At 46.3% G+C, this 25,976-nt stretch carries 21 protein-coding genes; 11 read left to right on the forward strand and 10 right to left on the reverse strand.

The window, feature by feature from the left end:
• The 9 genes from FBF61_RS19195 to FBF61_RS19235 form a co-directional block, all read right to left on the reverse strand.
• On the reverse strand, window positions 1-1,383 hold the full coding sequence (locus tag FBF61_RS19195; protein ID WP_138480230.1) for a high affinity choline transporter 1: 1,383 nt from the start codon (window positions 1,381-1,383) through the stop codon (window positions 1-3).
• Between the two features lie 13 nt (window positions 1,384-1,396).
• Window positions 1,397-2,368, reverse strand: a complete 972-nt coding sequence (locus tag FBF61_RS19200) for a hypothetical protein (RefSeq protein ID WP_138480232.1) — start codon at window positions 2,366-2,368, stop codon at window positions 1,397-1,399.
• Between the two features lie 36 nt (window positions 2,369-2,404).
• On the reverse strand, window positions 2,405-3,814 hold the full coding sequence (locus FBF61_RS19205) for an MBOAT family O-acyltransferase (RefSeq protein ID WP_138480234.1): 1,410 nt from the start codon (window positions 3,812-3,814) through the stop codon (window positions 2,405-2,407).
• Window positions 3,815-3,820: 6 nt separating this feature from the next.
• Window positions 3,821-5,014, reverse strand: coding sequence for a cytochrome P450 (locus tag FBF61_RS19210; RefSeq protein WP_138480236.1), 1,194 nt, complete (start codon window positions 5,012-5,014; stop codon window positions 3,821-3,823).
• A 50-nt stretch (window positions 5,015-5,064) separates the two neighbouring features.
• A complete protein-coding gene (locus FBF61_RS19215) occupies window positions 5,065-5,316 on the reverse strand; it encodes an acyl carrier protein (RefSeq protein WP_138480238.1) in 252 nt (83 codons plus the stop codon).
• 106 nt (window positions 5,317-5,422) lie between these two features.
• Window positions 5,423-7,066, reverse strand: coding sequence for a fatty acyl-AMP ligase (locus FBF61_RS19220; protein WP_138480240.1), 1,644 nt, complete (start codon window positions 7,064-7,066; stop codon window positions 5,423-5,425).
• A gap of 340 nt (window positions 7,067-7,406) precedes the next feature.
• Window positions 7,407-7,700, reverse strand: a complete 294-nt coding sequence (locus FBF61_RS19225; protein WP_138480242.1) for a hypothetical protein — start codon at window positions 7,698-7,700, stop codon at window positions 7,407-7,409.
• Window positions 7,701-7,926: 226 nt separating this feature from the next.
• Window positions 7,927-8,226, reverse strand: coding sequence for a Dabb family protein (locus tag FBF61_RS19230; protein WP_138480244.1), 300 nt, complete (start codon window positions 8,224-8,226; stop codon window positions 7,927-7,929).
• 30 nt (window positions 8,227-8,256) lie between these two features.
• On the reverse strand, window positions 8,257-9,342 hold the full coding sequence (locus FBF61_RS19235; protein ID WP_138480246.1) for a sensor histidine kinase: 1,086 nt from the start codon (window positions 9,340-9,342) through the stop codon (window positions 8,257-8,259).
• A 620-nt stretch (window positions 9,343-9,962) separates the two neighbouring features.
• Between FBF61_RS19235 and FBF61_RS19240 the strand changes: the two genes are divergently transcribed.
• The gene (locus tag FBF61_RS19240; protein ID WP_138480248.1) at window positions 9,963-13,082 is read left to right on the forward strand and encodes a SusC/RagA family TonB-linked outer membrane protein; all 3,120 of its coding nucleotides are present in this window, start codon (window positions 9,963-9,965) and stop codon (window positions 13,080-13,082) included.
• A 20-nt stretch (window positions 13,083-13,102) separates the two neighbouring features.
• On the forward strand, window positions 13,103-14,680 hold the full coding sequence (locus tag FBF61_RS19245) for a SusD/RagB family nutrient-binding outer membrane lipoprotein (protein WP_138480250.1): 1,578 nt from the start codon (window positions 13,103-13,105) through the stop codon (window positions 14,678-14,680).
• Window positions 14,681-14,763: 83 nt separating this feature from the next.
• Here FBF61_RS19245 and FBF61_RS19250 read toward each other — a convergent pair whose 3' ends face one another.
• Window positions 14,764-14,973, reverse strand: coding sequence for a biotin/lipoyl-containing protein (locus tag FBF61_RS19250; protein ID WP_229215127.1), 210 nt, complete (start codon window positions 14,971-14,973; stop codon window positions 14,764-14,766).
• 78 nt (window positions 14,974-15,051) lie between these two features.
• Between FBF61_RS19250 and FBF61_RS19255 the strand changes: the two genes are divergently transcribed.
• From FBF61_RS19255 to FBF61_RS19295, 9 genes are all read left to right on the forward strand, one after another.
• Window positions 15,052-15,648, forward strand: coding sequence for a hypothetical protein (locus FBF61_RS19255; protein WP_138480253.1), 597 nt, complete (start codon window positions 15,052-15,054; stop codon window positions 15,646-15,648).
• Window positions 15,649-15,704: 56 nt separating this feature from the next.
• On the forward strand, window positions 15,705-17,279 hold the full coding sequence (locus FBF61_RS19260; RefSeq protein ID WP_138480255.1) for an FG-GAP repeat domain-containing protein: 1,575 nt from the start codon (window positions 15,705-15,707) through the stop codon (window positions 17,277-17,279).
• Between the two features lie 197 nt (window positions 17,280-17,476).
• The gene (locus tag FBF61_RS19265; protein WP_138480257.1) at window positions 17,477-17,803 is read left to right on the forward strand and encodes a hypothetical protein; all 327 of its coding nucleotides are present in this window, start codon (window positions 17,477-17,479) and stop codon (window positions 17,801-17,803) included.
• A 155-nt stretch (window positions 17,804-17,958) separates the two neighbouring features.
• On the forward strand, window positions 17,959-20,154 hold the full coding sequence (locus FBF61_RS19270; RefSeq protein WP_138480259.1) for a phosphocholine-specific phospholipase C: 2,196 nt from the start codon (window positions 17,959-17,961) through the stop codon (window positions 20,152-20,154).
• 27 nt (window positions 20,155-20,181) lie between these two features.
• Window positions 20,182-20,760, forward strand: coding sequence for an O-methyltransferase (locus FBF61_RS19275; RefSeq protein ID WP_138480261.1), 579 nt, complete (start codon window positions 20,182-20,184; stop codon window positions 20,758-20,760).
• Window positions 20,761-20,822: 62 nt separating this feature from the next.
• Window positions 20,823-21,521, forward strand: a complete 699-nt coding sequence (locus FBF61_RS19280) for a response regulator transcription factor (RefSeq protein ID WP_138480263.1) — start codon at window positions 20,823-20,825, stop codon at window positions 21,519-21,521.
• Entirely contained in the window at window positions 21,505-22,869 is a 1,365-nt protein-coding gene (locus tag FBF61_RS19285; protein ID WP_138480265.1) for a sensor histidine kinase, read from the forward strand. Before FBF61_RS19280 ends, FBF61_RS19285 begins: the two co-directional genes overlap by 17 nt.
• A gap of 153 nt (window positions 22,870-23,022) precedes the next feature.
• The gene (locus FBF61_RS19290; protein ID WP_138480267.1) at window positions 23,023-23,484 is read left to right on the forward strand and encodes a hypothetical protein; all 462 of its coding nucleotides are present in this window, start codon (window positions 23,023-23,025) and stop codon (window positions 23,482-23,484) included.
• 49 nt (window positions 23,485-23,533) lie between these two features.
• Window positions 23,534-24,442, forward strand: coding sequence for a bestrophin family protein (locus FBF61_RS19295; protein ID WP_138480269.1), 909 nt, complete (start codon window positions 23,534-23,536; stop codon window positions 24,440-24,442).
• Window positions 24,443-25,976 lie beyond the last annotated feature (1,534 nt).

Genomic DNA, 25,976 nt, shown 5'->3' on the forward strand with positions numbered 1-25,976 from the left:
TTACGCTGTACGGAGGCCGCTCGATTTGAAAAGGTAAGTACCGATAAACATGCCTGCGAGGCTGGTGAATAGCCCGTAGATCAGCGGAGGATATTCGGTCTCAATGTATGTGCACATCAGCCAGACGACCAACCCCGATACCATCGACAAAATACATCCGACCTGATTGGAGCCTTTCCAGTATAGTCCCGCCGCAAGTGGCACAAACAGGGAAACCAGGCTGAACGCAGAGGATTCCGCTACGAGCTCGAAGATACTTTCGCGGGTGACCGCCAGTAAAATACAAATTGCTGTAATCACCACAATCCCGATCCTGATGGTTAGAAGCAGCTTTTTATCTGTAAGCCCGGGATTGAAAAACTTGATCACATTCTCCCCAAAAACGGCTGCGGGAGCCATAATGGCACTGCTGGTAGTGCTGAGAATGGCCGAAACCAGCGCCCCGAAAAAAAGGATCTGAAGTGGTATGTTCATGTGCTGCAACACCATGTTAGGAATGATCATCTGACCGTCTTTGGCACTTTCCGGATAAAGATGATGGCCGCAAAGCGCAATAAAAAGCGGAAGCAGGGCAACGGTAAGGTACATGAACGATGAAAGCATAGTGGCCTTTACAGAGACATCGGCAGATTTCGCCGACATCACACGCTGAAATACATCCTGCTGCGGGATGGAGCCCAGGCCGATCGTAATCCAGGCAGCGAAATATTCGACATATCCTTTGAAAGTAAATTCGGGATAGAAACGGAAAAAACCTTTTGGTGCACCTTCGATCAGCGGCTGAAAACCGCCGACTTTCTGATAAAGAACGGATGCTACTATGAGAAGACCGGCAACGATCATGATGGTCTGCAGGAAATCTGTAATGGAAATCGACCACATACCGCCCCAAATAGTGTAGATGATCACGACCAGAGAGCTGGTCAAAATACATTCGGTAAGCGACCAGCCCAAAACTATTTTAAGTACAATTCCCATTGCAAGTAATTGTGCTGCAATCCAGCTAAAGTAAGAAGGGATGATCAGGATTGCAGACAATAATTCAGCATAGCGGCCGTATCTGATCCTGAAAAAATCACAAAAGGTGATGATGTTCATTTTGTAAAACCGGCGGGCGAAGAACAGGCCGACCAGTAAAAGACAAAGTGCCGCTCCGAAGGGATCTTCGATGACACCCAAGACACCGTGTTCCATGAATTCGGTCGGCGCACCCATGATCGTTTCGGACCCAAACCAGGTGGCGAAAGTTGCTGAGGCCGCAAGTACAAGTGGCAACCTTCTGCCAGCGAGTATGAAATCTGTGGTAGTAGAAACTTTGCGGGATGCCCAGAGCCCTATTGCGAGGTTTAATAATAAGTATCCAAGAATGGAGATAGCCAGCATCAAATGATATTGTTCATAGGTTGTCAGATCGTTTTAATGACTCTTCGTACAAAAAACGTGTATACATAGCCGAGCCTTTTTCATTAAAGTGGTGCGAATCAAACAAATTTTCGGGATTGAAAAAATCTGCGAACCGTGAATCGGCAGGAAAGCCTATCAGGTGCTTTTCAGGAATGTATGGCCCAACTTGCGAGAGAATCTGAAACTCACCTTTGGAAATATTATTGGGATAGAAAAAAATAACCTTCTTATCGCCTTTTTCAGCCAGTTTTATAAGGTTTTCGATATTGGACAGATAAAAAGAGTTTGGCGCGCAGGATTTTCCGACAGCGATCATTTTTCCAGCCGATTTTTTATTTTCTTCGATATAAGTGTTCAGCCTGGGAATCGCGAAAGGCACCGACTGATGACCATTCGGCCGCAGATCAGGCCTTCCTTCGATCGGGTCAGATGACGTACGTATTTTTCTTTTGATCACATCCATCTCGGGTGCTATCGAAAATAATTGGAACAGCGTGGTATTGAACCCCTGCAGAAAACCATTCAGCTTGTCGGTGGTGTTGATAGTGGAACAATCCGCCATCGTTTTGGTCCTGAATACAACGTCCTGAAATATATTGCCGGGGCGTAATAAAATGGTGTTGTAATCAAGAGCACTTAATTCTATAAATATGGTTTTAACTCCTGATTCATTAGTAATTAGCTGGTTAGCAATGCTCAGCGAATTTGAAAATGACAGGCTGAACAATCCCAGGTTGTAGCTGCGTGTTTTTTGATTGTTTAATGAGTCAAAAATTTCCGAGTCGATTCCGTAAAGTGTACGGCTCGTACCGATGAATACGGCATCAGGATTAAACTTCCGGCAAAGACCCTCACGTGTGGCTATGTCCCTTCTCGGGTCAGGATCGAACTGCGCAGTCAAAACGACTGCCAGCAGTTTGATCGCAACAAGCAGCAAAAGCCATTTGACGACAGTATTAAGCATTTTGTTCCCGGATTTTCATGTGTCCAAACATTATTATCAGAATTGAATATAATAAAAATTGGCTACTGCTGTTCTGCCAAATATCAGGACAAGCTGGGTGAGAATAAGAAAAGAAACCCTCCGTCTTCGCACCGTCCTTTTCATAAGATAGGACGCAATGTCTTCTTTTTCACCCATTTGGTAATTAAAATAGTCCATGATCAAAAATAGCGTCATAGTCAGAAAGAAGCCCGGTGTGACCATGGACATCGTTCCTGATGAAAAGCCGAACATACTGCCGTAAAGTTTTAGCCCGCTTTCCAATTCCGCCGCCCTGAACCAGCCCATGATCAATGTGCCAGTAAGTAGCCTGACGATTATCCTCCAGACATTGTGAGACGAAGAACCGATCTTAAAACCGAGGCCCGAATAAAATTTTTGCCAGAACAGCCGCGTCCTCATTTCGAAGTTGATGTAAGCCCACTGCAAAGAGCCCCAGATCACAAATGACCAGCTGGGTCCGTGCCATAAACCGGTGATAATGAAAGTCAGAAGCCGGTTTAACTCCAGTCTTCCGGGATTGGTAACCCCTTTGCTGATGTTAAAAAATACGTAATCGCGGAACCAGGAGGTGACTGTTATGTTCCAGAAGTTCCAGGATTCGGTGCGGGAGGGCGTGAAATAATAGCGGTTGGCGAAATTTTTGCTCAGCCTTATCCCAAGCAGTCTGGCTGTGCCAGTCGCTATGTCGCAGTAGCCGGCGAAATCGCAATACAGCTGGACAGAGAAAAGCAGGATTGCCAGCGTAACGGAGATTCCCGTATAGTTTCCCGGATTGTCGAAAACAGGGTTGGTGAGCTCGCCCAGTCTTGCCGCCAGCACTATTTTCTTGAACAACCCCCAGACTATGAAATAAACGCCGGCTTTAATATGATCCGGATCGTAACTGACCGGGTTCCTGAGCTGCGGAATGAGCTGCCGAGCCCGTTCCAGAGGGCCGGCGAGAATGGTTGGGAAGAATCCCAGATACAAGGCCAGGTAGCCCCAATGATGTTCGGGTTTGATGTATTTCCGGTGTACGTCGGTGAGGTAGCCGATGATCAGGAAAGTATAGTAGGAAATGCCGATTGGCGCGAGCCAGTTGAGGGTTACCGGAGAAACCGAATTATTGATGGGTACAAGGTATTTGAAGAACAGCAGCGGCAGTATGCAAATGACTACGGAGGTTGTCAGTATTAATTTCCGTTGCCGTTTCGACCGGGAATGATCACCCAGATATTTGCCGGCCCAATAACAAATTGTTACCAGTAGCGTCCATACCATTACATACCATCCGCTCCAGCTGATATTGAATAAAATGCTCAGTATCAGCAGAAGGATCCACTTTTTTGTCTTTGGCGTCCAGTAATAAGCCGGAACGATCACGAAAAGCAGAAAGAAGTATGAAAAGTCTGTGAATTTGATCATTATGCCTTACCTTAAAAGAACGGGCAAGCTTTTATAACCTCTGAAAAATACTTTTGAATCCCATTCACAAGCCTTTTGAGGGTGTAACCGGATATTCGGGAAGGCTGTCATAAACCTTGGCAGGAATTTTTGCATTTCAAAACGTGAAAGCCTGGCGCCAACGCAATGGTGTATACCGAAGCCGAATCCGATATGCGGATTGGGTTTCCGGGTAGGTATAAACGTATCGGGATCCTTGAAGATTTTTGGGTCGCGGTTGGCGGAAGCAATGCCCACAAGCACGGTTTTCCCCACTTTCAATTGCAACCCTTCGAAAACAATAGCTTTATTGACCTGCCGGGGTATCCAATTCACGGGGCTTACATAACGGATCAGTTCTTCTACCGCTATGGCACATTCGTTATGCGCATTCCAGTTTATGATCTTGTCCCTGTTTTCCATGAGCGTAACGATGCTTCTCGTAAGCAACAAGGTAGTGGTCTCGGTGGCTGCATTTACCAGAAACTCCCAGGTACCTACCAGATGGTGGATACGCGCACTGCCCATTACTTCTTTCATTTCGACCAGAAGGCTGCTTGTGAGTTCTTTTTCTTGTCGGCTGAGTGTCTGGGAAAGATAGCTGCTGAATTGCCTGGACATATTTGCGCATTCCAGCAGATCATTGATAGCCAGTGTTTTTTCGAATATCATCGTGATGACATAGGAGAATTTCTGAATAAAATCGTAGTCCGAGCTTTCCATGTCAATGATCTTGCTGATGATCAGAAAACTGAACTTTCTGGCGATGTCTACCAAATCTGCCTCTTCTTTGTCCCCATAATTTTCCATGATTTCTCCGATGGCTTCGAGGGTAATTTTCTCGTAATCGGCCTGGTAGAACTTTTTGTTTACGAAACGCCTGTGTTCCGCATGCTGTTCACCATTCATGAATAAAAGCCAGTATCGGAGGCTTTCGCCGAATTCCAGCAGGCCGGGGTCATGATCGGCAATAGCAGATACAATACGGAATCTCTCGGTAAAATCGAAGTTGCGGAAGTTCTCAGCGTCTGAGAAAATCTGCTTTACATTCTTATAATCCATAACGACCAGGTCCCCAAACATGTTGAAATGGACCGGGTTGGACTGTCTCACATCTCCGATCAGTTCGGAATAATTTTGGCTAACCTCATTTTGAGATGACCAAATAGTCATTGTGGACATAAGAATTCTTTATTGTGAACAGTTGAGTAAGCAAAAGAGGCAAAGGCAGTCTACTCTACTTCCTGATTTTCAAGTATCCACTGAGTGGTTGCGGCAATCGTACCCATTTCCCAGAAAATAGAGGGGCTGAGTTCCATTCCAAGCCATTCTTCCAGCTCGGAAGTGATACTAACCATCAGAAGAGAATCCATACGAAAATTTATAATATCTGTATCGAGGGCTATTTCCTTTGGATCCATTTCGGCATGAAGAGCAATGTGCTCAACTATCCATCCGGAGATTTCTGTAAATGATTTGTTCATTATTTTTATTGACGGTAGAAAGCAAGAAAACTAATTAGTATTGTGAAAATAAACATTTTAAAGTCTTAAAAAAACATTTTTTGCATTTAACGTATAAGGTCCAATGTTAGTTAAGTGCAAAAACCTCTTTTGTCTTGAGCCTCTGGATTTTGCCGCTGGACGTTTTCGGGAGTTTTCCGGTCTGTATTAGAATAATCTTATGCGGCACCAAGCCAAATGCCAGGCCTACACTTTGACCGATCCTGTTTTTGATCACCTCCATGTCAGTATCCGTCTGTACTATACGTCTCACTTCGCTCACGATCATCAGTGCCTCGCCCTGGCCGGTCTCGACTGAGAATGCGGCAGTGGCATGTGGCTGGATGTCTTCATGACATTCGCTGACAGCCTCTTCAATGTCCTGCGGATAATAATTGACGCCCCGGATGATTATAAGCTCTTTGGTACGGCCGGTAATGAAAAGCTTTCCCTGATCCATAAAGCCAAGATCTCCGGTTCTCAGAAACGGTCCTTTCCCACAACTTGTGTAGGCTTTGAAGGTCGATTCGGTAGCTTCGGCGTTTTGCCAGTAGCCTAACGCGACGCCTGCATTTTTAACCCATATTTCTCCGTTTTCTGCATCGCCGAGAATGTTTTTTTGCTCAGGATCAACAATAACCACCTCGGTAAACTCAACCGGCGGTCCGCAGGCAACAACTTCTTTGGAATTGGTCTCTGAAATCCTCTGATAAGTCCGTGGAGTTCCATGCAAATGCAGGCTTACTGCTAACGTAGCTTCTGCAAGTCCATAGGCAGGGACAAGACTATCGGGCCTGAATCCGGTAACGCGCATAGTTTCTGCAAATCTTTCCAGACTTGAGATCCGGATCGGCTCTGCCCCTACATACAGCACCTGCAGCGAGCTGAGATCCAGTTCAGCTAATTGTTCTTCCGTAATCCTGGCCACACAATGATCCAGCCCGAAGCCGGGACCACCGCAAAAACCTGCCTGATATTTGGAGATCGTCTGAAGAAGCAATATTGGTTTTGTGATAAATAAAAGCGGTGAGATCGCATATCCCGTGCCCCCTGTATAAACGGGTGACAGCAGACCGTCGACCAGCCCCATGTCGTGGTAGTGCGGAAGCCAGGTTACAGATGTACTTGAAGCGGTACGGCCGAAACAATTGTTGATTGCACTCAGGTTCGTAACCAGGTTGGTGTGACTTACCATTACCCCTTTCGGAAGACTTGTGGAGCCGGAAGTATATTGGAGATATGCTGGTTTGTTGTCGTCGAGAGGCCTTCTTACTGTTTCATCTGGGGGTAGTGCGGGGTCAAAATCATCCGTAAAAAACCAGTCAATGTCATAGTCCTGTAATATTTTCGAGGCGTCGGTTTGCCTCTGAAAGAGCATTTTGAAGGTTTTTCGATTCGTGACGATACTTGCTGCATTACAATCCCTGATGATGTTCAGAACTCGGTGAATACCGGACTCGGAGTAGCCGATGGGACAAGGGACTGCGATTAGCTCGGCGTGGAGAGAGGCCAGAAAAAAGCGGATGAAAGCAGCCTCGGTTGGTAGCAGAATAATAACCCTGGAATCTACCGGGTATTTAGCCCTTAACTGGTATGCGGCACTGCGTACTTCCTGGTATAATTTGCTGTAAATCAGCTGTTCAGTCAGTTCCCCTTCCTTCCCGATGTATCCGTAAGCGAGCTTTTCGGGATATAGATGTGCATGGGATTCTAGTATATCAAGTATATCCATGGTTGCAAAAATAAAAAAAAATGATTCAGTTAGGATATAACCCGCTGCCGGAGTTCATCTTAATTGTAGTCAATTTCATTCTATCATTCGATTTCTTTGAATTATCCCCTTTTTTATTTTTGCACCGGCATAGCAGCCTCGTTTCCGGGCGGGGTTAACCTGGTAAAATAGTTTGGTAATAGGGTGATCACGCAGGTCGCTATATGTAGGGGAAGATGAGGACAGGTGATGCGGTCGACTTGAATTGAAACTATGGCACTCGGTTTAACCCAAAATAAAAAGGTCAGAAGTGGAAGGGTTTTCTACTTCTGACCTTTTCTATTTAAGGCTTCCTATTAATCTATCTTCTCGGCCCGCGGGTTCGGCCGTTGTCGTGTCCGTAATGGTTTCCACGGTTGTACTGACGTCTGTAGCTGCGGTCGTTATACCGGCTTGACCTGTGCCTGTCCGCGCGGACTATTCTCCTCGGGGCTGGTTTCACTACGACCACCCTGGGCGGTGGCGGAGCATATCTGTAACCATATCCGTACCCGTAATCATAGCCCGGGTGGTAGGATCTGTAAGTGCAAGATGAAATCCCCACCGCAGCGATGATAGTTATTAATACAGGAAACACTAATCTATTTTTCGTCATGGCATTAGTTCGTTTTGTACTGCCTGTAAAACGAAATGGGGTAGGGAATAGTGCCTGAAAAGCCGTTACGGAGGAAGCTTTGGAAAGAGGTGAAGGAAGTTATCCACAGTGTGGATTAACTGTAAATGTTACTTAATCGCCTGTAAATGGACTTCATGCAATGTTGTTAACAAGTTATCCACATGACACATGTGGATAACTTGTTAACAATTATTAGCACTTGGTATCAGGCTTCCACATCATAAATTACGACGCGTTCCCAAAGATGGGCGCAGTCTGCCACGAACTTCGTATGAAGGGGGTGTACCTGGTATACGTCATGCGCAGCTTCGTCGGCGAAGATCAGGATTTCGGCAAAATCATACGTTGCATCGATCACCGGGCGACGGGTCGAAGCAGGTGTTCCTATGTAAACGGATTCGATGGATTCGATAGCTTCGAGGGACTTTATACCCGCAAGAAGCGCTTTCCGGGCTTCTTCATTGTCCTTTTCTTTCAGCCAGAAAAATACGTTATGTACAAACATAGATGGTTATTTATGAGTTATATAAATGGATTAAGAATTCAGTTGTGACAGGGTATTCTCGCTTTCGGGCACAGCGGATGCAAACACTTTTTCCAGCTTAAACGAGAACGTAGTCCCCTTTTCAGGTTTTGACATAACTGCAATTTTACTGTCATGTGCGTTCAGTATGTGCTTGACAATCGCCAGGCCCAGACCTGTGCCGCCAATTTCCTTGGACCGGCTTTTATCCACACGGTAAAACCGCTCGAATATGCGGTTGAGGTGTTCGTGCGGAATGCCGGGGCCGTTATCTCTAACCGCAATTTCGATGTATTTTTTACCTTCATTAAAATGGACGATTACCTTTCCGCCCTCGTTGCCATATTTCACTGCATTTTCAATCAAATTTAGCATGACCTGCTCCATCCGGTCGGGATCGGCTTTCACCCACACCTCAGTCAGATCATCCGGTTTCACTTTTAAAGTAATGTTTTTGTCCTGGGCAATGTTTTCGAGCCTCCCGAAAATATTCGTGACCATCAGCTGTATATCCATAGGGACGATGTTCATCTTGATATCCCCTGTCTCCATTTGCGAAAGAACCAGCAGGTCTTTGACAAGGATATCGAGGCTGTCCAGGTTTTTAGCGGCTTTGACCAGGAATCTTTCACGGACTTTTTCATCATCCATGGCACCGTCCAGCAAGGTGTGGATAAATCCCTGTGCGGCAAAGATCGGCGTTTTGAATTCATGCGAAACATCGGCCAGGAATTCCCTGCGGAAAAGTTCCAGCTTTTTGAGCTCGTCAATTTCTTTTTGTTTTTTGGTCACATACACAAAGATCTCATCATTGATTGTTCTGAGAGGGTTGGATTCCTGAATGAGCTTCTTACGGGGCGCCATATTGAAATCCTTCATTTTGAGCTTATGAATGGTCCGGTACATTTTATTCACTTCCCTGAAAACAAGAATATCGACTGTATACAGTACGAGGAAAAAGGACGAAATGGCGGAAGAAATGGCTGCAACAAAAAGCATCCCGGTGGAAACGCCCTCCACAAAAGCCAAAAAACTGGTAGTAATGAGCGAAATGAGAAAGGCAAGTATAAAAGCAATAAAGCGCGGACTCAGTGACATGGTTGCAATAAACAGCGAAGCCTGTTAAGTATGGTTTCTGTTTTAATTTATTGCCTTAAAGTTAACATTCTGTTTTCAAGAAACCCCTATTTATTATACGGCCTAAATTTTGTTAACCTTTTGGTAATATGAAACGGCGATTCAATGCTCTAAAAAAGCCGGCTTCCAGCGGTCAAAACAGCACCAATTGCTGTCGATAATTCTCATGCATACGCAGCGGAGACATCCTCGGTACATTTCGCCCCGAATTTCCGTGTTCTTTTGATGGTGGGTTACCAAGTAAATCTAAGTAAACGTCCAGATACTTGATGGTTTTCACATAAATTAAAAAAATTTAAAATATTAACTGGTAATACGTAAATATTACCTAATTAAACTGTTACTTTGGCAAAAAAATCAAAATTAAAAGGTTGTTCATTGCATTAATTACCCTATAAATTATCGTTTCGCTATAAAAAAATAAAATTGCCTATGACGTAACCCTCTACATTCATCCCTATCAATACTTAAAAATAAGCCTTAGAGTCAGCACTTAATAAGGTTTTGTGGCTTTGATCATCTCTACAGATGTATGGAGTCGCTTTGTACAATTTTACCTAACATTTAATAAGTCAAACATTATGAAAAGAAAACAAGAAGTAAAATGTCCGCAATGGATGAAACTTACTTTTTACCAAATCGTCGTTTTTACGGCTTCGATGAGCGCATCGTTGGGTGCACCCATGAAATCGGGAGGCTCGTTAAATACAACGGTTACAAATGTCATCGTCAAACCAATTACTGGCAAGGTAACTGACAGCAAGGGGGAAGCTATTCCGGGCACTACTGTATTGTTGAAAGGAAAAGAGGTGGGTACGAGCACGGATGCGGAGGGCAACTTTTCGATCGAGGTTCCTGGTAACGAAGCAGTTCTGATATTTTCTTCGATCGGTTTTAATACGAAAGAAGTGACGGTTGGATCACAAAGTGTGGTGAATGTGGTACTGGAAACGTCCGCTGCTGTACTTGAAGAAGTAGTGGTAACGGCCCTTGGTATCCAGAGAGACAAGAAAGCCTTAACCTATGCAACGCAGCAGATCAGCGGCCAGGAATTGAGGGCAGCTGCCAACACCAACTTTGTCGATGCCCTTAACGGTAAAGCCGCGGGTATAGACATCAAGGTTAGCAGTTCGGGTGCGGGCGGTTCTACCAGGGCTGTGCTCCGGGGGAACAAGTCGCTTCAGGGATCGAGTGAGGCACTGTACGTGATCGACGGTATTCCGATGGTGAATAACAAAGGCGGGCAGCCGGGTTCTTACGGTGGAACAGATGGCGGTGACGGTCTTTCTGCTATTAATCCTGGTGATATCGAAAGTATCAGTGTATTGAGAGGGGCGAATGCTTCTATTCTTTATGGTAGCCAGGGCGCCAATGGTGTCATCCTGATCACGACCAAAAAAGGCAAGGAGGGCAAATTGTCTGTGGACTTCAATTCCAATGCGGTTTTGGAGAAGGTATCCGGTCTTCCGGATTTCCAGTATCGTTACGGAACTGTGGGCGGGGATTACAGCTGGACTCCCGTAGGAACACCAGAGGTTAAATCCGACAATTATCAGAAAGATTATATCAAGGACTTCTTCCAGACCGGCGTAACAGCCACCAACACCGTGGCCATCACCGGCGGCAACGCGAAAACGAATGTTTACTTCTCGTACGGGAACGTTTCTTCGAAGGGTGTCATGCCAACGAATACCTATCACAAGAATAACTTTTCGTTCAGACAAAGCACCAGAATGTTGAAAGATAAGATCACGATCAGTTCCGGCGTGGTTATGTCTTACGAAGTTTCCAAAAACCGTCCGGGTGCTGGTTACTATAACAACCCCCTGACCGGCTTGTACCTGTTTGCGAGAGACCGTGATTTCCAAAGCTATAAAGACAACTACGCGGTGTTCAATAAGGACCGGAACATGAACAAGATGAACTGGTATTCTACTGAAGAGAAACAGAATAATCCTTACTGGGAAATCAACAGGAATCCAAAACTGCAATCATACAAAAGACTCATTGCTAATGTGAAACTGTCCTATGATATCCTGGATAATCTTAAGTTCGACGTAAGGGCCAACATCGACTATAACAATGTTTTGGATGATAAGCGCTACGCGGCGGGCGGCAATTCTGTAAGCGTCGGTCCGAACGGCACTTGGAATTACGCAAGATACACGGATCAGGCGATCTATACAGATGGTATCCTTTCCTACAACAAGAGCTTTGGGGAATTCAGTCTGAATGCACTTGCGGGTCTTAGCTACCAGAAAAACAGGTACTTCGACGGAATGACTGTCAACAATGGCACGAATTCATTGCAGTACCCCAACATATTCACCTTCTCGAATATGCCGTACAACGTAGTTTTCAATAACCATCCGGATTACAGCAATACAGTTAAGCAAGGCGCATTTGCCAACCTGTCGCTCGGGTTCAAGGACTTCCTGTTCCTGGATCTGGCAGGACGTAACGACTGGGCTTCTACGCTGGCGCTGACCGGTAATCAATCCTACTTCTACCCATCAGTCGGAGGGTCCGCCATAATCAGCCAGATGCTTAACTTGCCTCAGGCCATTTCATTGCTGAAAGTAAGGGCTTCGTTTTCCCAGACGGCCAACGAGGTACCTTATAACAGGGTTGCGCCTTTGGCTACTATCGGCGGTGCAGGCACTGCGCAGGGTGTTGGTGGAATTACCAGACCCACACAGGTACCATTTACCACCCTGAAACCTGAGAAAATTGTAGCCAACGAGTACGGCCTGGAAACGAAGTTCTTCCGCAACAAGTTAGGACTTGATTTTACCTATTACACGGGCGTCAGTACCAACCAGTTCCTGACCCTGCCGGCACCTTCGGGCTCGGGATATACAATTTACTACGTGAATGCGGGGCGGATCGAGAACAACGGATTTGAGCTGACCTTGAATGCAGAGCCTTTCCGCACGGATCGTTTCAGCTGGAATACAACGATCAATGCTTCTCAAAATAAAAATAAAATCGTAGAACTGATCGCATCTAATCCAAATTACAGGGTAGGTGGGGATAATGAAGGATTTGCCTCTATCATCCAGGCCGGCGGTTCATTCAACGACGTATATATTTACAAATTCGCGCGGAACGAGGCAGGGCAGATCATCCTGGATGCCAATGGTGTCCCTACCAAAGCTGGTAAACAAGAGTTGGTCGGTAATGTAAACCCCAAACTCCTGCTCGGCTGGTCCAACAACTTAACTTACCGTAACTTCTTCGCTAGCGTACTAGTGAATGGTAAATTCGGTGGTGTTGCATTCTCCAAAACAGAGGCGTTCCTGGATTCTTATGGTGTAAGCGAGAGGTCTGCGGAGGCGAGAGATGCGGGTTCAGTACCCATCAACGCCGTTACGCCGGAAGGCGCGGCCGTTACTTCCATCGCTCCGTATACCTACTATTCTGCCATCGGCGACAGAAACAAGATCATGGAACCTTATGTGTACTCAAGAACCAACGTAAGATTGGGGCAGTTTGTGATCGGCTATAATATTAAAACCAAAGGGAATGTATTGAAAGATGCTTCAATTTCTTTCGTAGGAAGGAACTTGTTCTTCTTCTACAAAAAAGCACCTTTCGATCCTGAGCAGGCTATGAGTACCAATAATGATTTGCAATCGACCGATGTGTTTGGATTGCCATCCACAAGATCCTATGGTTTGAACCTGAAGTTCTCTTTCTAAAAACTCAAAAAGTTATTGACATGAAAAAAATAGTTATAGCATTGATATCCGCGATTGCATTCGCAGCGTGTACGGAAGATTTTATGGAAGATAACCGAAATCCTTTTCAGATTTCGAACGAGCAGCTGCTCGAAGATAACAACCTCGTTGGCTCTCCGATAGCTGGTATGATCTTTAACCTCAACGGGCATCAGATCGAAGAAGATTTGTGCTCCGACAACTGGATGGGGTACATGGGTACGCCAACTGATTTTGTAGGGAACGTGAATAACACTACCTATTACATACGTTGGAATACATACTGGGATCGTGTGTACGGTAGCATTATGGCGCCTGCAAAGCAGGTAATCCAGTTCGCCCAAGAATACAACTTGCCGCTTTTTGCGACCTGGGCTAAGTTGATCCGTATTTACGGTATATCCAAATTATCAGGGGTACACGGGCCGGTTATCTATTCCCAATACGGAAGTACCGCAAATTCAATATTATATGACAAAGAGTCTGACCTTTATCCGCTTTTCTTCAAGCAGCTGGATTCTATCCAGACAGAATTCAATGCCAACAAGGAGTATGTCGGGTTTAAGAAATTTGATCCTTCAACATATGGTGGCAGTATCCCCCAGTGGCAGAAAGTTGTGAATTCCCTGCGCCTGAGATTGGCCATCCGTATATCAAAAGTGGATCCGGCAATGGCAAAAACGGAAGGTGAAAAGGCACTGGCCGATCCCGCTGGTTTGATTGCCACGAATGCCGACAATTTTACCAACTCATTGCAAGGAAGCAAGATACCGGTTGCCCAGATCAGCTACGAATGGGATGATACCCGCATGGGCGCCCCGATCGAATCGTTTATGGTTGGTTTGAAAGATGGCCGGATTTCAAAATATTTTGCTCCTGCTGCTAATCCCGGCACTTACGCCGATCATCCAACTGTACCTTACAAAGGGGTTCGGAATGGAGCATATATCAAAGCGAAAGCGGATCACGTGCCTTTCTCCAGAGTGGCCGAAGATTTCCAGACTGTTCAATTCAGAAGGAACTTCACCGCTGCGGAAGTAGCTTTTCTGAAAGCAGAAGCCGGATTGAGAGGCTGGGCTGGTGCAGGCGACCCTAAAACCAACTATGAGGAAGGTATCAAGCTGTCGTTCTCCGATTGGGGTGGAAGCGGCGTAGACGCCTATATTGCTGATGCTACCAGCAAACCTATCAGTTATGTGGACCCTGTTGACGCCCGTAATAATTTTACTGCCGCTTCCACCATTACCGTGGCTTGGAACAATGCAGATTCCAACGAGTTGAAACTGGAAAAAATCATTACGCAGAAATACCTTAATAACTTCACGAATACACAGGAAGCATGGGTGGATTTCCGGCGTACCGGTTACCCAAAAATACCACATGTCGCCAAAAATGACAGCAATGCTGACTGGGGTATTATTCCGGCAACTGAGTGGATCAAGAGAATGCCGTTTGTAAATGCTGAAAGAAACGGGAATACTGCTGCTGTTGCAGATGCAGTATCGAAAATGGGAGCAGGTGCTAAGGATGATATCGCAACCCGTTTGTGGTGGGATACCGGCAGAGCTTCAAATTTCTGATAGCCAAAGCTTACAGCTCTTTTTGAGAACCGGGATGGCAATCTGCCATCCCGGTTTTTTTTGGAAGATTTACAGGCGCAAAGTCAGCCAATCACAATCACGCAATCATCCTGCTCCACGAGCATTCCTTCTGACAAAACTATCGCTTTAATAATTCCTTCCTGTGCGGACGTGACGGTACTTTCCATTTTCATGGCCTCGATCACAAACTGGGGCGTGTTTTTACGGATCTGGTCTCCTGCTTTTACTAGAACATGGGTGAGGCGTCCCTGGAGCGCCGACTTCGCCTTCACGGGTCACTTTTGCGTTGGAGACTTTATCCGCTTTCAAGGATTTGTTGCGCATCTGCACCTGACGGCTTTGTCCGTCTGATGAACACTTTTGATGCTACGCCCGAAATATTCATGCACCGCATCAGCAATATTATGTACCGGCATTTTGGGATTCAGGAGTTGTTTTTTCTTCGGTTTGACGATGTGCTGAACCCTAATTCGTTCAAGCCCACCCAGGAAATGCACACTGCGAAGCTGCCTTTCATGCATGGGTCGGTGAACGAGCATTATTGCCGGCGCTGGGTATCACTGAGCATACTGGAAGACCTGGGCAGGCTGCAGGCTGCCTATCAATGGGATGGGGCCGCTTTGTGTCAGGCACAGATCGCAGATTTCGTCGATACCTCCAACCGTTACCTGTTGATAAGCCTTGCGAGGGACTCGCCGCCGGGACACGGGTACAACAGCAGCCTGACCCCGGGCTTTGCGCTGAACGATCGCCTGAAAACCCTGGTCGGTTTTCTGGACGACCCGGCACTTATGCGGAAAGAAGTGAATGAAACCTGCGAGCGATGCCGACTGCACGATTGTGCCGAACGTTCCTGGGCCCCGGTGATATGGCAGCGGATGCAGCGCAACAAGGCACTGAAACAATTCATCCCCAGTCTGAGAACGGCATATTCCGATAAGCGCTGATAGTCACTTTTTAGTCCGGATGAGTATTTTCTTCGTGTTTTCACTCCTTTTAGTATATGAAACTAGTAATCCCATTTTGTATTCTACTGCACCTGTTTATTTCATGTACGACCAAGAAGCGGAGTGATAAACTTGAATTTAAGGATGTGCCGGTTTCGGGGCTCTCGGGAAGGGAGCTGTCCGTAACGCATTGCAGCCGCTGCCATGCTTTTGTCAGCCCCGACTTATTGCCAAAAAGCAGCTGGAAAAAAGTACTTCCCGCTATGGCGCACCGGATGGGTATATACAGCGGCGGGTTCCGGCCCGACAGTCTGTTTGAAGCAAACGCAAGCGGGGCAATCGTTCGAAATGCCAATATTTACCCGGAAAGCCCGGTTCTGGCAAAAGAGGATTGGGGCAAAATAGAAAAGTATTTTTTGGATAATGCGCCGGATACCATCCCGCCGCCCATTCGCAAAAGTAAGATCCGGATGGGGTTGAAGCATTTCAAATACAGGGAACCGGCCTTTTCCAATCGCCCTGCATTGACCACCATGGTCAAAATCCTTCCGGATAACCGGGGTATTTTGTTCGGTGACGGAAAAGGTAAACGCAATGTTTTGACGCTGATGACCCCTGGCCTCGATGAGCATTCCAGCCTGCACCTGGAATCGACGCCGATCCATTTTTACGAAAAATCAAATGAGTTGTACCTGACAACCGTCGGGAACGGAGTTTTTCCCACGGACGCACGTGCCGGGGCGATGCAACGATTGGTGAAAAATGGATCCGGGCCGGGTTATATGCTCGGATTAATGGCGATTCCGAACTTGTTGCGGCCGGTTTTTATGGCGTATGGTGACCTGAACAAAGATGGACTCGACGATGTAGTTGCCTGCGAATATGGCAACGAAACCGGCCAGCTGACCTGGTACCAGAATAACGGAAGAGGCGGTTATGACAAAAGGGTCCTGCGTGAGAAGCCCGGCGCGATTACGGCCATTATTAAAGATGCCAATAACGACGGCCTGATGGACATTTACGTACTTATGGCGCAGGCAGATGAGGGCGTTTTTCTGTACGAAAATCAGGGCTCGGGGCAATTCAAGGAAAAACGGCTGCTATCCTTCCTGCCGCTCAACGGATCGCAGCACATTGAAGTGGTCGATTTTAACAAAGATGGTTTTGATGATATCGTATATGTCTGCGGGGACAATGCCGATAAAACACCGATATTAAAAGATTATCATGGCATATATATTTTCCTGAATGATGGCAAATCCAACTTCCGGCAATCCTACTTCTACCAGCTAAATGGCGCATACAAGGCGTTGGTCAGAGATTATGATCTGGACGGTGACCTGGACATAGCTGCTATTTCGTTTTTCCCCGACTACCTTCGTTACCCGGAAGAAAGCTTTATTTACATGAAAAATACGGGCAATTTACAGTTTGAAGACTATTCGTTCCCTGAGGCTCCGAACGGGCGTTGGGTGGTAATGGACGCCGGTGATATGGATGCGGACGGAGACGTTGATCTTGTCTTGGGTTCTTTCGTTTATTTTATACCGATGGGAGATACCACAGGACTAGGGAAAAAGTGGTTGTCTACCAGCCCGTCTATCATTGTTCTGGAAAACACGGTGCGGTAGCATTACCGCAAACCCGCTCATATCTTATCTTATTCAGCAGTAATATTTTGAACCGGATCGCAGAATCCTAAACCCCAGCTTTTGGCATTTTTGACCCGGACTTCCCGGCTATCACCCCATTAATAATAATAGGTTGTGAGACTACTTTTAAATTCGTTGAGAACTAATTCAACAACCTGTCAGATACTCACACAAAGATGCGCTTAGAAGAAAGAAAAAACCTTTATCGCGAAATGTTCCCGCTGTTTGGTCTAGGCAACCGCATGGCCGAACAATGCACCCTCAACGATTACGTCATCGACGACAAAACACCTAAATCATTCCTGATCACCGTTTTTAAAAGCTGGGATGCGACCGAAGAAGGTCATGAGTTCTGGAAAGGTGTCAGAAGTTTATATACAGGCAAAACCCCTACAAGGTCGCAACTGCTTGACTACCTGATGAAGAACAAACTGAATCGTGGTATCGGCCAATTTGAGCAGATCAGACTAGGAAATACAAGTCCTTTTTTACGCATCCGGTAAATTTCCTCCTCCTTATTTATATTCCCTTCTCTTCAGTGTTGATCCTAAGGGCCGGATTTTTCCGGTCCTTTTCTTTTAGCCGCTTAGGCCGTTTCTTGCTTTCCTGAGGTTATTTCATGAATTTTCGGCATACAGTCCGCTAAACCCTGACGATCATGTCTGAAATAGACCGCCGAAAGTTTATCAAGATTTCCGCTGCCGCTGCGGGGGCGCTGAATATGCTGCCGCCACTGATCAGAAAGGCGCTCGCCGTTGATGCCCACAATGTTTCCGGAACGATCAATGATGTGGAGCATATCGTGATCCTGATGCAGGAAAACCGCTCGTTTGACCATTATTTTGGTACGATGAAGGGCGTGAGAGGCTTTGGCGACCGTTTTCCGATCCCGCTGGAAAGCGGTCAGAGGGCATTTGTACAGTCTGATGGCAAAAGGGATTTTTCACCTTACCGTGCAAATAAAAAGACAATGAACGCGGCGCTTGTCAATGGTACCCCACATGATTTTCCGGACACTCAGGCTGCATGGAACCAGGGCAAATATGGTTTCTGGCCGATGTTCAAAACACCGTATGCCATGGCATATTACACCCGGGAAGAAATCCCCTTCCAATATGCGCTGGCGGAATCCTTTACGATCAGCGATGCACACCATTGTTCCATAGCAACAGGTACCGACCCGAACCGGATCGTTTTCTGGTCGGGTTCCAATTTTGACCCCGAAAAACGTGCCGCCGGAATTAATTGTACGGATGCGGATTCGGAGCCGGTAAACCTGCGATGCTGGATTGAAGGCAGCTTGCCGGAACCTGGATACACCTACCGGGGCTCTGCATTGCAGTGGGATACGATTCCCGATGTTTTACAAAAAGCAGGCATCAGCTGGCGAATTTACCAGGACCCGAACGACAATTGGGACGGCGCAATGCACGGCTGCCTGGCTTTTGAAAGTTTCCGTAATGCCAAGCCCGGGTCGCCTATCTATGAAAACGGTATGAAACACTGGTCGCTGGAAGATCTTACTGAGCATGTCAAAAACAATACATTGCCGCAGGTAAGCTGGATATTGCCGTCGCAAAGCAACTCCGAGCACCCGAGCGGACCTTCGAGTCCGAACCGTGGCGGCGATTTTACACATCAGGTACTGACGGCTATCACTGCCAACCCTGAGGTATGGAGCAAAACGGTTTTCTTTCTTACTTTCGACGAAAACGACGGGCTTTTTGATCACTTGCCAGCACCTGCTGTTCCTTCCTATAATACAGACGGTACGCTTGCCGGCAAGTCTACGCTTGACCTGGCGGGTATGTATTTCAACAATGACAAAGGAGATTCCGAATTTCCCAATCCTTTCCATGCGGCAAGTATGAGCAAGGGCGGCCCGGTAAGAACGCGGATTTATCAGGATAAAAGAGATACCATAACCGGTAACATAAGGCCGTGGGGCCTGGGCCCGCGGGTTCCTTTGTATATCGTTTCTCCGTGGAGCAAAGGTGGCTGGGTGGATTCTCACGTAGCGGACCATACTTCGGTCGGTCAGTTTATTGAAAAACGTTTCAATGTAAAAATCCCGGCGATAAGCCCGTGGCACCGGGCGGTGAGCAGCGACCTCACTTCGGCTTTTGACTTTGTGAATCCCAATGATCCTGTTTTTCCCCAGCTGCCCGATACGACCCATTATGCCGACATGGAAGCAAGTTCAAAGTTGCTGCCCAAGGCCACGGCTCCGGAAAAGCCTTCGCCGCTCTTCCAGGAAAAAGGGACACGCTTTTCCAGGGCGCTGCCTTACCGCTTGCATACCCGCTCGCAGCTGCAGAAAGCTGAGAACAAGATCATTCTGAAATTTGAGAATGCCGGTTCGGCAGGGGCAGTTTTTCAGGTATATGACCTCAAACATCTGGACCGCATTCCCAGACGCTACACCGTTGAAGCAGGAAAGTCGCTCGCCGACGACTGGGAACTGGGAGGCGATGAGGGGCAATATGCCCTGGAAGTATTTGGGCCCAATGGTTATTTCTGGGGTTTTTCAGGAAATATAAAAGAACCGGAGCCGGAAATTACCGTAGCCTACGACCACAAAAAAGGAGGTATCCGTATCGAAATGCATAATCCAAATACGCATCCCGTAGGGGTCAGTATTATTTCAAATGCTTACGAAAATGGTGGCCCCTGGCCATTTGAGCTGCCTGCGAAAGCGACGGTAAAAAAACAATGGCCGCTTGTGAAGAGTGGTAATTGGTATGATTTTTCGGTTCAAATGAAACAGGAAAACGGATATCTCCGCCGCGTGGCCGGCAGGGTGGAAACAGGCAGGCATAGCATCAGCGACCCGGCGATGGCTATGGACATCTAGGTTGTTTATTTTAATAAAACCAAAATCATGACTGACGAAATCAACCATTCCCTGCCCGAGGCTTATGTAGCGATTGATCTGGCTACCAAAGATTCAGGATTTACCATGGCTTCTGATATTCAGACCTGCTCGCTGCTGAAAACGCTGGCTGCGACCAAGCCCGGCGGCACCTTCCTGGAACTGGGAACAGGTACAGGGCTCTCTACCGCCTGGATCCTCGACGGTATGGACAAAGATTCGGTCCTGGTTTCTGTAGACAATGATGCCCGCTTTCTGGAAATAGCAAAGGACCACCTCGGAACTGATCCGCGTGTGACCTTTGAACATGCCGACGGCGGCGACTGGGTGGAAGAGAATCTCGAACACAGATACGATTACATTTTTGCCGATACGTGGCATGGCAAATACTTGCTGTTGGATGAGGTGTTGAACATGCTCAACAAAGGCGGGCTATACATCATCGACGACATGCTGCCTCAGCCCAACTGGCCCGAGGGGCACGACCTGAAAGCAATACGGCTCGTTCAAGAGCTTGAAGAAAGAAATGATCTGGTACTGACGAAGCAGGTCTGGGCAACGGGAATCATAATTGCCGTAAAAGTGTAAGATAATATAGCCAGTATTTTCCCCGTTTCAGTATTCCTGAACTTCTCCAATTTATTATACTAATGAAGTTGTTGCTTATCGAAGATGAACCAAGCGTAATATCCCTGATCCAGAGAAGCCTGTCGGTTTCGGGCTATGAAATAACTGTGGCGATGGATGGAAAATCGGGTTTGCAAATGGCTTCCCAGCATGCTTTTGACATCATAATTCTTGATCTGATGCTGCCGGTGATCAATGGGATGGAGGTTTGCCGCAAGATCCGCAGCTCAGGGTCGGCCACGCCGATTCTCATGCTGACTGCGCTGGGTACGACGGAGAACATCGTTTCGGGTCTCGATGCTGGTGCGGACGATTACATTACCAAGCCTTTCAAGCTTGCCGAGCTCGAGGCGCGCATCCGGACGCTTACCAGGCGGGGAAAAGAACCAGAAAAAACGAAAAACAATGCCTCCTCACAGATTGCGGACCTGGTGCTGGATACTATTACTAAAACAGTGCAGAGAGCAGGGCAGCCCATAGACCTTACCGCTACGGAGTTCAGGTTACTGGAATTCCTGATGTCTAACCAGAACAAGGTATTGAACAGAATGGAGATCCTGGAAAATGTCTGGGACATCAATTTCAATCTCGGTACGAATGTTGTGGATGTATATATCAATTATCTCAGAAAAAAAATCGATAAACAGAATAGCGTCAAGCTGATCCATACCGTTTTTGGAATGGGTTATGTGATGCGGCAGTCTTATGAAGATCCAAAATAGAATCTCACTGATTTTTACGATCCTGACGGCCGGTATCATCGCGTCCCTCAGTATTTTCATATACATTTTTGCCTCGGACAGCATTTCCAGCAGTTTTTTTCACCGGCTCGAAGTACGTTCAGACATTGTAGGGCACGCTGCGCTGCAGGATAATAAATCAAGAACATCTATTTATTACGATATCAAGGAAAAGCACCTGGGCGATCTCCCTTTTGAAGAGCATCATATCATATGGGAAAGCGAGGTGGAAAAAGCAAAAAAACTGAAAGAAAGGCTGCCGGTACCGCCTTCTTTTTATGATAACATCATCAGGAAGGAGCCCGCGCGTTTCTTCAAAAACGACACTTCCTATGTAGGTTTGAATATCCACCAGTCGGGTAAGAACATCATCATGATATCTTCTGCTGTAGATCTCTACGGACTGGAGGAAAAGGAAAATCTTAAAAATCTGCTCTTGATGGGCTTTTTTATCTCACTGGTATTTGTTTTTACATTGGGAAAACTTTTTTCGGCCCAGGTATTCAACCCGATCCGGCGTATTATCAGGAATGTAAGAGGCATCAGCGCGCATAGCTTGCACCAGCGGCTGGTTATTGAGGGCAGCAAGGATGAAATTGAAGACCTTTCCCATACTTTCAATGATATGCTCAACCGCCTGGAAATCACCTTTGATATCCAGAACAACTTTGTGAGTAACGCTTCCCATGAATTCAAGACCCCGCTCACGATCATCAGCGGTGAGGCACAGCTCGGGCTTTCACTGGATGAGATCCCCGAAATCGCAAGAGATTCTTTTCAGACAATTTTCAAAGAAGCCGAGAGGCTGGAACATCTGACAAACAGTATGCTCAGTCTTGCACAGACGGGTTTTGACGGCAAAAAAGATCAGTGGGAGAAACTCCGGGTGGATGAACTTGTCATCACAGTGAAGGAGGCGGTTAATAAAATTATGCCCTCTAACAAAGTCGAGATCAACTTTGATAACTTGCCGCACGATGAACAGATGCTCACGATCAACGGAAATGAAACGCTGATGGTGGCGGCACTTGCCAATATCGTGCTGAACAGCTGCAAATATTCCGACAACAAACCGGTGGACATCATTATTACTGCCGATGACTCCAATTCCATCATTGAAATAATAGACCGAGGGATTGGTATTCCGGACCGGGAGATCGCCCAGATCTACGTACCTTTCTTCAGGGCATCCAATACGGAGCAATACAAAGGCTACGGCATCGGCCTGCCACTGGCCCACAATATTATTAAAATGCACGAAGGTGCTATTGAAGTAAGCAGCAAGGTAGGGCAGGGCACCGCATTTAAAATCTTTTTACCCTATCGCTAGAGTTTTTCTAATGCCATTTTAATACTCTAATCCGGTTCTAATAATTCCCTTAACGTATTATAATCCCTCTTTTAAGTGGTGTTAATGTCGTCGTTGTAACATTGTATTGTCAAGTTTTTAAGATAAATCATTGTTAATCAAAACCGACGAGATATGAAAACAGTAATCATTCCGGCCAATTTCAGCAATGAGTCCCTGAACGTTGCCGAAACGTTTGTTAGAAATACAAAGGAGGAGACCCACATCATTTTCACGCATCTTTTTCACGTTCCCGACGATATCCAGGACCTGCTTTTTTCCAATTACAGAAAAAGAGAGTATGATCTGGTTCCGGAAGAATTCTGGCGGGAGTGCAAAATACTGAAGGATCTTTATTCAGACAGGCTGATGACGATCAAAATCGAATTCTTCTACGGCAACAAGCTTGCTGCTTTCAAAAACTTCCTCGAGTTCCATGAAGTGGATGTTATTGCATATTCCGAAAGCATGGGTGTGCCCAAACTGGGCAAGAGCAGTATGGATGCTGTGCCGGTAATCAAGAAAAGCGGCCTTCCGCTCGTGGACACAGATCTGATCGGTGAGTCGGCATTTACCGGGCTGCAAAGCACCAGATAAGTAAAGCGTAGCTTTTTATCAAATACACCAATCAGTAAGCTATATTTTTATGCTTCTAAAAAAGAACATTCCTGTAAAATATATCTTCGGGAAAATCAAATACGAAATATTGTTTGTGACGATCTATGGTCTGGCGATTGAAATCATATATCAGAATTTCCATATCACCAATATTTCCATTCCGATGACGGTGCCTACCGTGCTGGGGACCATTATTTCCCTGTTGCTGGCATTCCGGTCCAATCAGGCCTATGACAGGTGGTGGGAGGCGAGGATCATCTGGGGGGCCATTGTCAATGATTCCAGGACGCTGGCCCGTCAGGTATTGTTTCTGATCGAAGATCCCTATGATCCTGAAAATATCGATGGGTTCAAGCACCGTTTTATCCGCAGGCAAATTGCCTGGTGTTACGCCCTGGGCAACGGCCTGAGAAAAGAAGACCCGATGCCTTCTGTTCAGAAATTTGTTTCGGAAGAAGAAAGCGAATTTTTGAAAGACTTCGATAACAAGCATGTAGGGCTGATCCAGCTGCATGCGCGTGATCTTAACAATGCACTGAAGCAAGGCTGGGTGAATCCATACCAGCAGATCGAAATCGATGGTACGCTGACGAGGCTCTGTGATGCGATGGGAAAATGTGAGCGTATCAAAAACACCGTGTTTCCTGCGACATACAGCTTGTACATTCATCTTGCGCTGCACTTTTTTATCCTGTTACTTCCTTTCGGCCTGGTCGACCTGTTTGGTTTTCTGATGGTGCCCGTACTGATCGTGATCACCGCCAGTTTCTTCCTGATCGAAAAAATGGCGATCCATTTGCAGGACCCGTTCGAGAACAAGCCAACGGATACCCCGGTAATGTCTATTTCAAGAAATATTGAGAGAGATCTGAAGCAGATGATGAAGGACCAGCACCTTCCGACGGTGTACCAGCCAGGCAAATTTTACATACTCTAATTTAATAAAGCCGTGTTATCTGAAAGAGGCAGGACATGAAGGTCCTGTCTCTTTTTTTTCAATATCTTCCTTCGCTGGTAGAATAATCCCTAAGGGATGTAATGATCATAGCAAAGATATCATGTGCGGAATGCATGAACCCTGAAAGGGTGACATTGTGTACGACGATGCCACCCTTTCAGGGTTTTAGTTCGCCTAGTAAGGTTGTTTCGTTACAAAAATTCCAGCCCTTCGGGCTTTAACGGAAGCCTTTCCTCACATCGGAAACATTATAAAGAAATGGCTAATAATCCCGAAGGGATGAAATGATTATAGCAAAGGGATTACGTTCGGAATGCATGAACCCTGAAAGGGTGACATTGTGTACGACGATGCCACCCTTTCAGGGTTTTAGTTCGCCTAGTAAGGTTGTTTTGTTACAAAAATCCAGCCCTTAGGGCTTTAATGGAAGCCTCTCCTTAAGCATTTTTAAGGAAACCGAATTTTAGCAAATAACATCGTAAACCCCGTAAGGCGGGCTAGTAATTCCGAACGGATGCCATTATTCTAGCAAACGACATCGGAAACCCCATAAAGGAATGGCTACTAATCCCGAAGGGATGAAATGATTATAGCAGAGGGATTACGTTCGGAATGAATGAACCCTGAAAGGGTGACATTGTGTACGACGATGCCACCCTTTCAGGGTTTTAGTTCGCGTAGTAAGGTTGTTTCGTTACAAATATTCCAGCCCTTCGGGCTTTAATGGAAGCCTCTCCTTACATCGTAAACCCCACAAAGGAATGGCTAGTAATCCCGAAGGGATGTAATGATTATAGCAAAGATATCATGTGTGGCATGCATGAACCCTGAAAGGGTGACATTGGGTACGACAATGCCACCCTTTCAGGGTTTTAGTTCGCGTAGTAAGGTTGTTTTGTTACAAAAATTCCAGCCCTTCGGGCTTTAACGGAAGCCTTTTTAAGGAAACCGCATTTTAGCAAATAACATCGTAAACCCCGTAAGGCGGGCTAGTAATTCCGAACGGATGCCATTATTGTAGCAAACGACATCGGAAACCCCATAAAGGAATGGCTACTAATCCCGAAGGGATGTAATGATTATAGCAAAGATATCATGTTCGGAATGCATGAACCCTGAAAGGGTGACATTGTTCACGACAATGCCACCCTTTCAGGGTTTTAGTTCGCGTAGTAAGGTTGTTTTGTTACAAAAATTCCAGCCCTTCGGGCTTTAACGGAAGCCTTTCTTTAAGCATTTTTAAGGAAACTGTATTCTAGCAAACGACATCGGAAACCCCACAAAGGAATGGCTAATAATCCCGAAGGGATGTAATGATTATAGCAAAGATATCATGTGCGGAATGCATGAACCCTGAAAGGGTGACATTGTTTATGACGATGCCACCCTTTCAGGGTTTTAGTTCGCGTAGTAAGGTTGTTTTGTTACAAAAATTCCAGCCCTTCGGGCTTTAACGGAAGCCTTTCTTACATCGGAAACCCCATAAAGGAATGGCTAGTAATCCCGAAGGGAT

This window comes from Dyadobacter bucti, from assembly GCF_005869225.1.
Classification (GTDB): Bacteria; Bacteroidota; Bacteroidia; order Cytophagales; family Spirosomataceae; genus Dyadobacter; species Dyadobacter bucti.

Bases quoted from the DNA above. Each gene is read 5' to 3' on its own strand.
- FBF61_RS19195 (WP_138480230.1), bottom strand. From the start codon at position 1,383: ATGCTGGCTATCTCCATTCTTGGATACTTATTATTAAACCTCGCAATA.
- FBF61_RS19285 (WP_138480265.1), top strand. From the start codon at position 21,505: ATGAAGATCCAAAATAGAATCTCACTGATTTTTACGATCCTGACGGCC.
- FBF61_RS19205 (WP_138480234.1), bottom strand. From the start codon at position 3,814: ATGATCAAATTCACAGACTTTTCATACTTCTTTCTGCTTTTCGTGATC.
- FBF61_RS19225 (WP_138480242.1), bottom strand. From the start codon at position 7,700: ATGACGAAAAATAGATTAGTGTTTCCTGTATTAATAACTATCATCGCT.
- FBF61_RS19235 (WP_138480246.1), bottom strand. From the start codon at position 9,342: ATGTCACTGAGTCCGCGCTTTATTGCTTTTATACTTGCCTTTCTCATT.
- FBF61_RS19240 (WP_138480248.1), top strand. From the start codon at position 9,963: ATGAAAAGAAAACAAGAAGTAAAATGTCCGCAATGGATGAAACTTACT.
- FBF61_RS19265 (WP_138480257.1), top strand. From the start codon at position 17,477: ATGCGCTTAGAAGAAAGAAAAAACCTTTATCGCGAAATGTTCCCGCTG.
- FBF61_RS19290 (WP_138480267.1), top strand. From the start codon at position 23,023: ATGAAAACAGTAATCATTCCGGCCAATTTCAGCAATGAGTCCCTGAAC.
- FBF61_RS19260 (WP_138480255.1), top strand. From the start codon at position 15,705: ATGAAACTAGTAATCCCATTTTGTATTCTACTGCACCTGTTTATTTCA.
- FBF61_RS19210 (WP_138480236.1), bottom strand. From the start codon at position 5,014: ATGTCCACAATGACTATTTGGTCATCTCAAAATGAGGTTAGCCAAAAT.
- FBF61_RS19275 (WP_138480261.1), top strand. From the start codon at position 20,182: ATGACTGACGAAATCAACCATTCCCTGCCCGAGGCTTATGTAGCGATT.
- FBF61_RS19215 (WP_138480238.1), bottom strand. From the start codon at position 5,316: ATGAACAAATCATTTACAGAAATCTCCGGATGGATAGTTGAGCACATT.
- FBF61_RS19220 (WP_138480240.1), bottom strand. From the start codon at position 7,066: ATGGATATACTTGATATACTAGAATCCCATGCACATCTATATCCCGAA.
- FBF61_RS19280 (WP_138480263.1), top strand. From the start codon at position 20,823: ATGAAGTTGTTGCTTATCGAAGATGAACCAAGCGTAATATCCCTGATC.
- FBF61_RS19255 (WP_138480253.1), top strand. From the start codon at position 15,052: ATGAACACTTTTGATGCTACGCCCGAAATATTCATGCACCGCATCAGC.
- FBF61_RS19295 (WP_138480269.1), top strand. From the start codon at position 23,534: ATGCTTCTAAAAAAGAACATTCCTGTAAAATATATCTTCGGGAAAATC.
- FBF61_RS19230 (WP_138480244.1), bottom strand. From the start codon at position 8,226: ATGTTTGTACATAACGTATTTTTCTGGCTGAAAGAAAAGGACAATGAA.
- FBF61_RS19200 (WP_138480232.1), bottom strand. From the start codon at position 2,368: ATGCTTAATACTGTCGTCAAATGGCTTTTGCTGCTTGTTGCGATCAAA.
- FBF61_RS19270 (WP_138480259.1), top strand. From the start codon at position 17,959: ATGTCTGAAATAGACCGCCGAAAGTTTATCAAGATTTCCGCTGCCGCT.
- FBF61_RS19245 (WP_138480250.1), top strand. From the start codon at position 13,103: ATGAAAAAAATAGTTATAGCATTGATATCCGCGATTGCATTCGCAGCG.